Below are 13410 nucleotides of genomic sequence, written 5' to 3' on the forward strand. Positions count from 1 at the left end.
CATTTCCTTTCCTAAAAATTTTGTATAATAAAACGCCGTTATCAAAATGGATAACGACGTGAATTTTTTCTATTTGATTTGATCTGGGGAACGTGCCCGTGGGTATTTTCTCATCATAGTTTCCTCCAAACAAAAAAGATACCAGCGTTTACTGATATCTTATCTTTTTTATTCTGTCAACTCTCCACTTGCATACCCTTCTTCTAAGAAAGAAACAGTCCATTTTCCAGTCAATTCATAATCTTTATTGACTAATTGTTCCGATCCAAAGCTATATCCAAACCATGGACTCTTTTCATTCGCAATTTCCGCATACCCATATTCAGATGCCGCTTCTTCTGAATCAAACACTTTTCCACTATTTCCCATATTAATAGGCGTCATATCTTTTTCTGATTTTGGTGTTTCAGAAGGTTTCGTTGTTCCGCCTTGGTTTTCACCTGTACTTGATTGTGTCGGTGTCGTTGGTTTTTCCGCGGGGTGACTTGGTTGTGTTGGTTGATCCCCTGCTGGCTTACTTGGTTGAGCAGGTGTTTCTGCTTGGTTAGAAGGGGCTGTTGTCCCAGTTGTCGAGTCAACTGTCCCGTTTTGATTGTTATTCGATCCGGAAACAGAATCGTTTGTCCCAGCTGTTGCACCTGGTGTATTCGTTGCCTGATTAGTTTGTGATTGACCAGGAGCTGGTGTTTCTTGCGCTTTTTCTTCTGCTTGTTTTACAGGTGCTTGTTTGCCTACTGGTTTATTCGCATCATTCTTATCTTGTGGGGTTACCACTGATTGCGCAACCGTTTCTCCCTTATCATTTTTAGCTGTTACAACATTCCCGTCAAAAACTAGCGTATTGCCTGCGTAGATCAAATCGACATTCGCAATCTTATTCATCTCTGCTAATTTTTGAACGGTAAGATTGGTTGCTTGGCTAATACCACTTAAGGTATCTCCCCAAACAATGGTATATTTGTTTCCTTGAGATTTTGCAATATCTGCTTTGATTTGATCCACCGTCCGCGGCGTCCAAATACCATCTGTTTCGGAAGCGTGTGCTTCTGAACCACCAGTCACAAATACCACACCGGCTGCAGCCCCAACAATCATACTCAATAACATTTTTTTCATCGATTTTTTCCTCCTTATGTTATAATAAATTTGTTCGATGAATAACGAACATTCATTTTATTTTCAAAGTAAAAAAATGTTCGCCTCTTTGATTATTTTAATTTATACTTTTTTGCTTTTCAAGCCTTTATTTCTCTCATATTTCCATATGATTTTATCTTTTAAGTGATAGATCTTTCGTAATCTGCAAAAAATCACTCCTGTTCATTTTCTTCACAATTAGTTTTTAACTTATAGATTTTATTTTCTTTTTTCTAATCGTTTCTTTTTTTCGTATGGCCGATCCAATTCGATATAAAAAATATTTTCACTATCTTGTTTTAGTTCAAAAGTATAACGATACACATCGAAATTCACACAATCAGTTTGTTTCTCCAGTAAAGAAAGCACCCCCCTCAATCCAGCGCTGATTGTTTGTTTTTTCGAATTCACTGTCCATGAATAACTATAGTCTGTTGGCTCTTTTATAAACCGAATTGCCAGTATATTTCCTTGTAACATATACTCTGCATAACGACCACAAGTCATTACATGTGGAAACATTGCTTTTGACAACGAACAACCTGTCCGATTAAAATGAATCAATTTTTTTGTTTCGTTTGACAATTTTATCGTACGTTTAGTTCGTAAAGGAATAAACGTCTTAATTCGTGGTTTTTGTTTTTGTAATTTCTTTTCTTCTAATTCTGCTTGATACGCATCAAAATTAAATCTTCCCATCTTTTTTCACCCCCTATTCTTTCATTTTTTCTTTTTATATCGTTGCCTTATTGTACATAGATAAAAGCTATCCCTTGTTTTTGACTCAATGTTCGAATCACCTCTGCAAGTGTTGTCTATCCTGAAAATTCTGTTTCTACTAAAAAATTGATCCATTCGGCTAACAATACATAACTCACTGCTTAACTTACTGGTTGCTTCTTCTTTCCTCACCTCTTCTTTTTGCGACACCTTCGGTGGATCGATTTAAAGGAATTGCTCCTTTTTTCTGAATGGCTTCGATTTCTGCTTTCGATACCTCCATTTGACTCGTCCTATCAAAAACCGAAACAAATACCCAATACTCCAAATAATCATACAACTAACAAATAATGCTACACCATATACCACTTGACTCATACTCATTCCCTCGGGAGTTCTTCTACTGGTACAGGAATTTTGGCTATTCGCACTTGTTTTCGTTCTTTACGATACAATAAACAAACACTTATTATCCATTGAACCATCCAATCTAGAAATGTAAACAAACCCAGGAAAAAGAAACTCACAAATATACCCCCAGCAAATACCAACAACATCATTTCACCAAGTGCCATTACTCAATGTCCTCCTTCACTATGACACAACTTTCATCAAAAGTATCAATCATTTGATGAACCTGTTCCATCGGTATATTCAAAGAATGAGATAAATAGATCATATGCATCGCGCATAAAACAAAAATTGTGTCATCTGATAACCCCTCTGATACAAAGGAGCTTCCCTCATCATTTATTTCCATATGAATATATCCTTTTCCACCTTCCATTTGAATTCCTTCCTTTCTGTTATTTCCTTGATAGGTTGAGGGATACGGGTGTTCATTGAGTAGAGTATGTTTTTTTGAAAGTCATTTTTATCGTTGGAGTTTGTTTATGCCTGTTTTAGTTATTATTTTCACCATTTAGTAAAGAAAGAAAAAAATCAAACACCCGTATCCATCAACCTACCAAAGTTTTCTTCTCTATGGACAGTACCAATATCTATTTTTAAAGCCTTTTTCTCTTTTCGCTTGTTCCCGTGTTGGAAGATAAAGCGTTGGAATAAAAGGCTCTTCTTCAAAATAAAAAGGAACTATCGTGTAATGAATTTTCATATGCAAACCATCTAAATAAAGATACCCATTCTTAACATCATGAACTAAATAACAATAACCGGAACTTGGTGAATAACCAGTCCGTAATAAGATATCCCCCCTTTTGTATGGGCATTCCTGCAATATCTATTCACTTCCTTTCCTGTATAACAAAAAGCCGTCCGAATGGACAGCTTGAATTTTTATTATGCGTGTTCTGTTCTAAAATTCAACTGATTCTTCGTTCATTTTGTCCCTCCTAGTTCATCAACTTTCTCAAACTATTCGAGTAAAGCTCGAATAAACTAGATGATAAACAAAATGATTGAAGTGATCGAAAATATCATGAAACTCAAATTTACTTAGAAACATAAAATAGGAACAGCTTTTTTCTTGTTCTTATTTTTCAGTGACACTATTGTTTCTTTTTTGAAATCCTTCCTGAAGCAATATTCGAACTTTTGTTAGAAATAATCAAAACTTTATCTTCGACTATTTCCTAACAAAAGACAAGCCTAGTTAGGATTCTCTAACTAGGCTTGTTTCGATACTTGGTTGGACAATTATAAACGACATCATCCAACATGTTTTAAAAATGAATATTCTTGTCAATCTTATAATTGTCGAACTCATATATAAGAACCAAACTAAGTAAACCAATACAAAGAAAAGAGTTGATCGCTATCAAAACACGTTTCATTATTAAGTATCATTCTACTTGTTGGAATGTCTGCTTATACTCATAATAACTAAAAATCACTCCAAAGAACGGGCTCAGCTCGTTCTCTTTTTTCGAAGCAATCAACTCTTTCTTCAACCCCTTTTGCTATAATTAGCATTTTGAAGATGCAAGAAGCGTGGAAACGTCCTAGCACCGAAAAAAAGCCGTTTAAGTAAAAGGATAAATAGAATATTTTTTATTCTATTCGGTCAATGATCCATCACTTATTGATCACTCAACGAATAAAATAAAAAAAGCCTTTGTTTTCTTTCACAAAGTCTCGTTTTCTTAACTCTTGTTTATCCGGAGAAATGGACTCTCTTAGTCGGTTGGTGACATTACACTCATAAACTGTTCCTGTGAAAAAGGTCGCAAGGATTGCGTAACGTCCGATTATATCCTCAGAAAAGATTCCCTATTTCTGTAGAAATAACCTCATCCTCTTGTTGGATTCATTTCCCCTAAAACAAGATTCTGACCGATCCACCCACCCTAACGTTACTACGCCCCTCATGACTGACGTGTTGACCGTGCAAGCATTCCTCATGAATACCGCTTCTCTACCTGTATCTTAGGAGTTGCATAAGATAAAATCCTATTCCGTCCGACCACTGACAGATAACGACTCACAACGGACAGTATATGCACTAAACATATACCGGGTGTCGCTGTGCCCTTTTGATAATGGAGCACTATAGGCCTTTGCATTTTCGCCACCTATAGCTTATCGGGCTAACTCCCGCTAGAATTGTGAAATTTACTTCCTCATACCTAGCTCATTTTATTCAATTGTTATTCATAAGTTACATGAATGAGGTGAGTATTCTTTCTTGGACAACGATAATCAACTTTATCAATATGAACGCTAGTTTTCAAACCAACTTGACGCTTCATTTTTCTTCCTTGCGTCGCTCTCTTCGATAACGTTGCTCATATTCGTCTAATTCCCAAAAAGAAAGTTCCAGGAGTCGAGCAATGACTTTTCTCGGCTTTCTCGATCGAGCAAGCTGTTTGTACTCCTCATACTTCGTACGATAGATTACTTCCTTTAACTGGATCCAACAAATCGTAATTCGTAAATAAGCGACTTTTTCTCGTTTCAACTTTCGCTTCATCTTCATTCGAGCAATATCCATTGCCTTCTCTTTTGATTGGTCGAATGTCGTTACTTGAAATACATGCATCTTATTTACGCCGTTTTGTTGAACAGCTACCGCTTCGATCAGCCATTGAAATAATTTCATTGGCTACCTCCATATTAAAAATACTCTATGGTGCTTTGGTCTTTTACTTACCTCTGCACTATAGAGTTTAAACCGCCGCTTGATCCTGATTTTACACGCTTCATTGATGAGTTATTCAGTGAGGAACTGATTCCCATGCTAGATCTGCCGCAAGAAGAATTGCTCCAGTATGCGGAACAGATCAAAGAACGGTTTAAAAATCCTTATGTTCATCATCAACTGCAGTCGATCGCCTTGAATAGCGTCTCAAAATTTAAAGCACGTCTCTTGCCGTTGTTGCTCCGTCATCATCAGCAACAGTTACTGCCGCCAAGAATCATTGCGTCATTAGCCGGACTGATTTACTTGTATTTAACGACCGATTATCAAGACGATGAAGCTGTGCTAGCTCTCTTTGAAAAGGCACGCGCCCTCAAATCTTCTGAACAAGTCAGTTTTATTTTAAGACAAGAAAAGTTATGGGGAGTGGACTTGTGCGTGTTCAACAAAGAAGTTTCACAAATGGTAGTGCTACTTTCAAACAAGGGTTCTCGATACCTCGTTGACTCATTAAAAAATGAGCCGACTCAAAAAAAGGCGGAATGATTATGACAGAAATAAAAAACAAGACCGATTTTCTTAAATTGCATCCAAAAGACAATGTTGCGGTTGCTTTGCATGTAATCACTAAAGAAACACAGCTTACCTTTGAAGGACAATCCTATAGCTTTACAGAGGAGATTCCTCAAGGTCACAAGATCGCACTTATTGATCTGAATAAAGGGGATTACGTCATCAAATATGGCTACCCTATCGGTCATCTTTTGTCTGATGTAAAAGCCGGACAATGGCTGCATACCCACAATGTCAAGACCAATCTTTCAGGAACGCTGGCTTATACCTATGAGCCGAACCTACAACCAGTAGTGTATCCAAAAAGCCAATTGACTTTTAAAGGCTACCGGAGAAAAAATGGCAAAGTAGGCATTCGTAATGATCTTTATGTCGTGCCCACAGTAGGTTGTATCAACGGAATCGCTGAGATCATCGTCGAAAATTTCAAACAAAGTCATCCCGACTTAGGAACTTTTGACTCGATCACGATTCTCAAACATCCTTATGGGTGTTCGCAATTAGGGCAAGATCACCAAAACACCCGGCAAATTTTGATTGATGCTGTGCAACACCCAAATGCTGGTGGTGTGCTTGTTTTTGGACTCGGATGTGAGAACAATACGGTAGCCGAATTTAAAGAAAAACTCGGTCGTTATGATGGGGATCGTGTCAAATTCTTAGTCGCTCAAGAAAGCCAAGATGAGATTGAGGCTGGTGAAGCATTATTGCAAGAATTACTTCAAGCAGCCAAAAATGATCGACGTGAAGATGTCCCTTTGAGTGAGTTAAAAGTTGGCTTAAAATGCGGCGGCTCAGATGGTTTTTCGGGAATAACCGCCAATCCTCTTTTAGGGGCATTTTCTGATTTCTTGGTTTCTCAAGGCGGCAGCACTGTGTTGACGGAAGTGCCAGAAATGTTTGGAGCCGAGCAAGTACTGATGTCCCGTGCCAAAGATCAGGCGACTTTTGAAAAGATTCTTCATCTGATCAATGACTTTAAAGATTATTTTCTTTCGTATGGAGAACCTGTTTACGAGAACCCTTCTCCAGGCAATAAAGCGGGTGGGATCACCACTTTGGAAGACAAGTCTTTAGGCTGCACACAAAAATCGGGCACATCTGCTGTTGTCGATGTCTTGAAATACGGAGATAAGATCCGCGAAAGCGGGCTGAGTCTTCTTGAAGGACCTGGTAATGACCTAGTGGCTGCTTCCGCTCTCGCTTCTGCTGATTGTCAGTTAGTCTTATTTACGACAGGACGAGGAACACCCTTCGGCGCGTTTGTCCCTACGATGAAAATTGCAACAAACCAAGAATTATTCGAGAAGAAACCCCACTGGATGGATTTCAATGCGGGTCGGTTATTGTATGAACCAATGGAAGACGTTCTCGCTGACTTTATCCAAACAATCGTTGCTGTTGCCAGCGGCATGCACACCCGTAATGAAGCAAATAATGTTCGAGAAATCGCCATCTTCAAGAATGGTGTTACTTTATAAACGAAGAAAAGAGGAAGCCAATGTTTTTAAACGACGATTTTTTATTAACGAATAATTTTGCCAAAGACTTGTTTCATCGCTACGCCAAAACTATGCCTATCATTGACTATCACTGCCACTTAGATCCCCAAGAGATTTATGACAATCAGCCTTTCCGCACTATCACCGAAGCTTGGCTAGGCGGCGATCACTATAAATGGCGACTGATGCGGGCCTGTGGTGTACCAGAATCTTTGATCACTGGACCAGCAACCGATTATGATAAATTTGTTGCTTGGTGTCAAACAGTTCCTAAAATTATCGGCAATCCGCTCTATGTCTGGTCCCATTTAGAATTAAAACGTTTCTTTGGTGTCGATCTTTTGATCAATGAAGAAAACGCGCCAGAAATCTGGCAAACCGTCAACCAAAAGCTTCAATCGCAGAGCTTTAGAAGAAGAGAGATCATCGCCACTAGCAATGTGCAAATCATTTGTACCACCGATGATCCGACAGACTCGTTGGCATTTCACCGCAAATTAGCTGACGAAGAAAGCCGCTTTCGGGTATTACCAACCTTCCGTCCTGATAAAGCCTTAAATATCCAACAAAGTGGGTTTAACGACTATATCGATCAATTAGCAACAGTTGTTGGCCATAGGATCGATAGCTATGAAGACTTGTTAACAGCACTTGACTGCCGAATTACTTTTTTTCACCAAATGAATTGTCGTTTATCCGATCACGCATTGGATCACTTACATTTCCTAGAAAACAGCGTGTCTCCTCAAGCTATCTTTGAAAAAGTGAGAAATCAGGAAGTCATTACAGAATCAGAAGCAGCAGTCTATCGCTCTGCCCTCTTGCTTCATTTATTTGAACAATATCACAACCATGGCTGGACGATGCAACTGCATCTTCATGCTTATAGAAACTGCAACACGAATATGCTCAATCAATTGGGACCTGACACAGGTTATGATGGCATCAACGATCAGCCGATCACTAGCCCACTTCAAGCATTACTGGATGCTGCAGAGAGGAAAGAAGCTCTTCCTCAAACGATTTTGTATTCATTGAATCCAAATGATTATGACGTGCTGGTGGCACTAATGGGCTGTTATCAAAAAGAAAGTAAAAATAAAATACAATTAGGTTCTGGCTGGTGGTACAACGATACCCGTGCCGGCATGCGTCAGCAATTGACGAAGTTTGCAGATGGTAGCGTATTAGCAAATTTTGTTGGTATGCTGACTGATTCCCGTAGTTTTCTTTCGTATACCAGACATGAATATTTCCGAAGAGTTTTTTGTGAATGGTTGGGAGAACTCATTCTTCGCGGCGAAGCACCAAGTGATACCAGACAGTTAAAAGAATTTGTTGAAGGTATCTGTTACCAAAATGCAGCGGATTATTTTGATTTTTAGAGGTGGATGATGGTTAAACTAATTATTGTCGGTGATTCAACTGCTGCAACTAAAATGACTGACAAGTGTCCGGAAACTGGCTGGGGAGAAAAAATACCAACCTTCCTCTCCCCAGAGGTTACGGTCATTCATTTAGCAATGAATGGACGTTCAACGAAAAGTTTCATTCAAGAAAAGCGTCTCTTGCACGCAGAACAACTACTTGCATCCGGAGACTATTTCTTGATTCAGTTTGGGCATAACGATCAGAAAACAGATCCTGAACGAGGAACGACGTGAAACGAATATCAAGAAAATTTAGCACAGTTTGTTGCTGTTGCACAAAAAAAGAAAGCAAATCCAGTCTTACTGACTTCTATCACTCGCTTGAAGTTCCATCAGAATAATGACTTGGATCCCCTAGCCGTGGAACCTTATCCAGAAGCTATGAGAGATTTTGTTGCTACCTTTGAGATTCCTTGTCTGGATATATTCACGATGACACAAAACTATTTTTCCACATTTGCACCTGGGAAAGCTCGCCAGTATTTTTTTCATCTTTCAAAAAACGAACATCCGAATTATCCCAAAGCTATCAGTGACAATACTCACTTGAATGATCAAGGGGCTTTAATTGTCGCTCGCTTGATTTGTCAAGCAATCAAAGAATCAAATCTTGCTCTCAGCAGTGAGATACTGCTGTAAGTTGACCAGAATCCTCTCTTTGCCAATCAGCAACAAGCAACGTGTTTCCAAAGGGAGAAAAACACGTTGCTTGTTTATTTCAGCTATATGAATGTCGCAGCCTAGTGAAATAAGGGCTTGTTTCTTACTTTATTTTATTATGAAAAAAGGTTGGACTTTACGGATAGAAAAAATTTTTTTACTGAGGCGCATCTTCAAGCGTCCAGACAAGCGAGCCGCTGTACTCTCCCACATGATCTGTCGGTCGTAATAATAGCTTCAAACGATTCTCAGCTAATGTGGCAGATCCGCTGCCTTCCCAGACCGACTGCTCTTGGTCAGATAAGAGGATGTCCCCTGTTTTATCAACAAAAATCAGTGCATCTCGCAACTCTTGTTGCTGGCTGTTTTTAAGCGGCGTTTCGATTTTTACTTTCACTGTCCATTTACTTTTTTCTAATCGGCTATTGTCTTCCACTTTGATTGGCTGACTTTCAGCAAAAAGATACTGATTAAAAGCTGGAATAGGGTGTGTTCCAAAAGATAAGACTGGCGGCACTTGCTGCCTTGGTCCTGACTCAGGAACAAACACGCGGGTTTCTGCTGCTGATTGATCGCCCTCTTTATTCTCTAGATATAATTTTACCTCTTTGTTAAGCCATTCTTCTGGTACTTTGAAAACGACCGAGTCTTCCGTTTGTGTATTTCCCAAGTCATAGTTACTTAACACTTGTTTTTTCTCTCCGTATTGAGCAACAACTTGGACGCTTTGATGGCTGTCATGGGAAAAGTCATAAGATAACTTGACCTCTTTAGAAAAGCGAGAAATCACGATTTTTTGTTGTCGATCTTTTAATGTAAAGAGCAGTGGTATACCTTTTTTATAGTGATGGAACACTTCTTGTGTACCTGGCATGACAATGATGTGGTCTTTTTCTTCTCGGATCGGATAGTAACCAGTGATGGTGGGATAGAACGAAGATAAGTCAACAGAATGGGTGATCAGCCCTTTGATTTTCCCCGGATCTAAGAGTGGTTGATTGTTTTCATCAACGAAATTGATCTTCACTTCGTTATAGTAGTAAATGGATGCAGAAAGTCTTCCAATTAACTGTTCCCCAGCGCCAGTATCTTCATAAAGAATTGGTTGGAGTTGAAAACAATCATTATCGATCAGCGCTTGATCGACCGGTCGTTCAGCACTTCCTACAAAGGTGTGGTGAATGGTAAATTGATAACTATTGTCGTAAAAGGCCCGTTTTTTTAGTGTAGAAGCTTTTGCATGAACAAGTAAATTCCCCTCATCATCGATGGTCTGGTCAAACCAATTTGTTCGATCCGTTCCAGAAAAATCTTTGACCTCGATTCCTTTTAATTGAAACTGATTTTGATCTGGATTTTCGATTCTATAAGATAAAGTTGTTCGAGAATTGTTTGTTTCAGTGTAAGGAACTGTTTGTTGGAAACGAGTGATCACTTCATTGTTTTCGATGTTCTGAGTGGCTAATGTTTGTGGATAGGCATAAGGAAATTCAACTGCTGGGAAAAAAACGGATAAATATTGTAGTTCAGACTTAAATGTAGCACCAGGTCTCGTATCATTGTTTTTGACAGTAAACTGAAATTTTGAGATAGGTTTTGTTGTGATTGCTAGTTTGCAAGCATCATTCGCCCAATTGTCCGCGTCTCCTTTTCCTTTTAGAGTCAATATTCCTTGATTATCTTCACTGTATGTGATAGTGGAATTGGGGGTGGCAAAAATATGTTCTACAACAGTAGCTGCCTGATGAATACGAATGTCTTTCCATTTATTTAATCCCATCTCATTAAACGTCGTTCTTAATGTAACAGGTTCCAGCTTTTCGTTCAAAAATTCATAAGTAATTTCTGCAATTCCACTTGGCCATATTTGTAATCTTAAAAAGTCTTTATCCGTAAGTAATATATCAGTTCCCGAAGGCTCCAACATCTTCACTATTACTCTAACGTTTATCATATGACCTTGATAATAACCAACATTCTTTATCAGGGCAGAACTTTCTTTTACGGAATCAACACCGGTGATTATTCTTTCATTAGTTACGACTCCAGATAATTTGTCGATAGTCGTAGTATCCCCTTTTCTCATAATAAAGGCATTATCTGCAGGAATCTTCTCGGTTAAAGCGTTTCGGTAATAAGAGGAATCTGTGATCGAGCCCTCCGTTTGGGCAGCTGCCTTTTGGGTACTAACAAAGACACTACAAACAAATAGCATTGCTACTAGAAACCATTTTTTCATCTTAATCCTCCTAATCTAACTTGTTATTTCTATCAATTGATTTAGTGGTAAATCGATAGAATCCCTAATTTATTTACTCATATCCGCTGACAATTGGATAGTCTAAAAAATTTATCAAATAAAGAAAAAAATTAGAGCAGATCTGCGAGGAAAAATCATTGAATTTTTTAGTAAGAGACTAATCTCTTCTTCTTGATAGGACTTGGCTAGAACCACGATCCGCCTTCTCAGAGAAAAGGTTCTTCCATTCATCTTATTTATCGAAAAATTCGCCAAAGAAAACCCCTACTCTTCGCGCAGAATCCATTGAGAATGTGCGGAGAATAGGAGCTTTTTTGATTGTTAAGTTCGCCTGTTTTAGAAATCAGGAACTTTGCGATGTTTATTCAGGTTGTTTGCCAATATAAGCCAAGATACCACCGTCCACATATAAAACGTGGCCGTTGACGAAATTAGAAGCATCAGAAGCCAAGAAGACAGCAGGACCGGCTAAGTCTACTGGTTCTCCCCAACGCGCTGCTGGCGTTTTTGCCACAATGAACTGATCAAAGGGATGACGAGATCCGTCTGGTTGGATCTCTCTTAATGGTGCAGTTTGTGGTGTCGCGATATAACCAGGGCCAATGCCGTTACACTGAATGTTTGCTTCACCAAACTCGGCACAAATGTTTTTGGTTAACATTTTAAGGCCGCCTTTAGCAGCTGCATAACCCGCCACGGTTTCGCGGCCAAGTTCACTCATCATAGAACAAATATTGATAATTTTGCCATGTCCTTTTTTGATCATGGAAGGCAAAACAGCTTTAGAAACGATGAATGGCGCATTCAAATCAACATCAACTACCTGACGGAAATCAGCGGCTGACATCTCCAACATTGGAATCCGTTTGATGATCCCTGCATTGTTGACTAAAATATCAATGACACCTACTTCTTCCTCTATGGTTTTGACCATTTCATTGACTGCTGCTTCATCGGTGACATCACAGACATAGCCATGGGCTTTGATGCCGGCTGCTTGATAATTTTTTAAGCCTTCATCGACTGACTCTTGTGTTAAATTATTAAAGACGATCGTTGCACCAGCTGCTGCCAAAGATTGGGCAATCGTAAAGCCGATCCCATAAACTGCGCCGGTAACTAATGCAATCTTGCCATCTAAACGAAAGTGATCCATTGAAAAATCCATCTTCATCCTTCTTTCTTTTATTATTTCAACTCATCCATGGGAACCATGTCCATATCTGTGTATGTGATGTTCTCCCCGCACATTGCCCAAATAAAGGAATAGTTGCTTGTTCCGACTCCAGAATGGATCGACCAACTTGGGGAAATGACTGCTTGCTCTTCTGCGACTACTAAATGTTTGGTTTCATCTGGTTTACCCATCATATGGAAAACTTTTGTGTCCTCATTGGCGAAATCAAAATAAACATAGGCTTCCATACGGCGTTCATGGGTATGACAAGGCATCGTATTCCAAGCGCTACCTGGTTCTAGGATCGTATACCCCATCTGCAGCTGACAGCTTTCACACACATTCGGATGAATATACTGATAAATCTTCCGTTCATTCAGCGTCAAACCTTCACCTGTTTCCATTGGTTTGACTTGATCGATACTGATTTTTACATTCGGGTATTTATGATGTGCCGGTACACTGGATACATAGAATTTCGCCGGATCATTTGGATCTTTTGAAGAAAAGACTACATGTTTCGTTTCTTTTCCGATATAGTATCCGTCTTGCTTTTTCATGTCTTCTTTGGTGCCGTCAATCTCAATGGTTCCTGCGCCACCAATATTGATCACACCTAGTTCACGGCGTTCCAAAAAGTACTCTACACCTAACTCTTTGCTCAATTGAACCTCTAATGGTTGATCCGTAGGCGTTACTCCGCCAAAAATCATGCGATCATTATGGGTATAAGTCAACTGGATCGTTCCGGGTACAAAAATTTTCTCTACCAAAAATTCATTGCGTAATTGTTCGGTACTATAGTGTCGAATATCTTCTGGGCTGTGTGTATAACGGGTTTCCATTTCTTGCAT

General features: G+C 39.2%; 13 protein-coding genes. 5 read left to right on the forward strand and 8 right to left on the reverse strand.

Translation table 11 applies throughout. The features are described from left to right. Window positions 1-168: 168 nt before the first annotated feature. The 5 genes from EG2_RS07490 to EG2_RS07515 form a co-directional block, all read right to left on the reverse strand. The gene (locus EG2_RS07490) at window positions 169-1116 is read right to left on the reverse strand and encodes a LysM peptidoglycan-binding domain-containing protein (protein ID WP_060814200.1); all 948 of its coding nucleotides are present in this window, start codon (window positions 1114-1116) and stop codon (window positions 169-171) included. A gap of 240 nt (window positions 1117-1356) precedes the next feature. Next, window positions 1357-1836, reverse strand: coding sequence for a hypothetical protein (locus tag EG2_RS07495; RefSeq protein WP_060814201.1), 480 nt, complete (start codon window positions 1834-1836; stop codon window positions 1357-1359). 401 nt (window positions 1837-2237) lie between these two features. Beyond that, on the reverse strand, window positions 2238-2432 hold the full coding sequence (locus tag EG2_RS07500; protein ID WP_060814202.1) for a hypothetical protein: 195 nt from the start codon (window positions 2430-2432) through the stop codon (window positions 2238-2240). Beyond that, the gene (locus EG2_RS07505; RefSeq protein ID WP_060814203.1) at window positions 2432-2644 is read right to left on the reverse strand and encodes a hypothetical protein; all 213 of its coding nucleotides are present in this window, start codon (window positions 2642-2644) and stop codon (window positions 2432-2434) included. Before EG2_RS07505 ends, EG2_RS07500 begins: the two co-directional genes overlap by 1 nt. A 1917-nt stretch (window positions 2645-4561) precedes the next feature. Next, the gene (locus tag EG2_RS07515) at window positions 4562-4915 is read right to left on the reverse strand and encodes a hypothetical protein (protein WP_060814205.1); all 354 of its coding nucleotides are present in this window, start codon (window positions 4913-4915) and stop codon (window positions 4562-4564) included. Between the two features lie 27 nt (window positions 4916-4942). Between EG2_RS07515 and EG2_RS07520 the strand changes: the two genes are divergently transcribed. The 5 genes from EG2_RS07520 to EG2_RS19545 all read left to right on the forward strand — a co-directional run bounded on the left by EG2_RS07520 (window position 4943) and on the right by EG2_RS19545 (window position 9098). Beyond that, entirely contained in the window at window positions 4943-5500 is a 558-nt protein-coding gene (locus tag EG2_RS07520) for a mannitol dehydrogenase family protein (RefSeq protein WP_255210073.1), read from the forward strand. A gap of 2 nt (window positions 5501-5502) precedes the next feature. After that, window positions 5503-7008, forward strand: coding sequence for a UxaA family hydrolase (locus EG2_RS07525; RefSeq protein ID WP_060814206.1), 1506 nt, complete (start codon window positions 5503-5505; stop codon window positions 7006-7008). Between the two features lie 20 nt (window positions 7009-7028). Beyond that, window positions 7029-8414, forward strand: coding sequence for a glucuronate isomerase (uxaC, locus tag EG2_RS07530; RefSeq protein ID WP_060814207.1), 1386 nt, complete (start codon window positions 7029-7031; stop codon window positions 8412-8414). A gap of 9 nt (window positions 8415-8423) precedes the next feature. Then, the gene (locus EG2_RS19540) at window positions 8424-8693 is read left to right on the forward strand and encodes an SGNH/GDSL hydrolase family protein (RefSeq protein WP_249024286.1); all 270 of its coding nucleotides are present in this window, start codon (window positions 8424-8426) and stop codon (window positions 8691-8693) included. Window positions 8694-8819: 126 nt separating this feature from the next. Further along, window positions 8820-9098: an SGNH/GDSL hydrolase family protein gene (locus tag EG2_RS19545; RefSeq protein WP_249024287.1), complete on the forward strand. Its 279-nt coding sequence runs from the start codon at window positions 8820-8822 to the stop codon at window positions 9096-9098. Window positions 9099-9276: 178 nt separating this feature from the next. Here the strand turns inward: EG2_RS19545 and EG2_RS07540 are convergent, their stop codons facing one another. The 3 genes from EG2_RS07540 to kduI all read right to left on the reverse strand — a co-directional run bounded on the left by EG2_RS07540 (window position 9277) and on the right by kduI (window position 13410). After that, the gene (locus tag EG2_RS07540; protein ID WP_060814208.1) at window positions 9277-11358 is read right to left on the reverse strand and encodes a hypothetical protein; all 2082 of its coding nucleotides are present in this window, start codon (window positions 11356-11358) and stop codon (window positions 9277-9279) included. A 382-nt stretch (window positions 11359-11740) separates the two neighbouring features. Further along, window positions 11741-12547, reverse strand: a complete 807-nt coding sequence (locus EG2_RS07545) for a gluconate 5-dehydrogenase (protein WP_060814209.1) — start codon at window positions 12545-12547, stop codon at window positions 11741-11743. A 20-nt stretch (window positions 12548-12567) separates the two neighbouring features. Next, a complete protein-coding gene (gene kduI, locus EG2_RS07550; RefSeq protein ID WP_060814210.1) occupies window positions 12568-13410 on the reverse strand; it encodes a 5-dehydro-4-deoxy-D-glucuronate isomerase in 843 nt (280 codons plus the stop codon).

This window comes from Enterococcus gallinarum NBRC 100675, from assembly GCF_001544275.1.
GTDB lineage: Bacteria > Bacillota > Bacilli > Lactobacillales > Enterococcaceae > Enterococcus_D > Enterococcus_D gallinarum.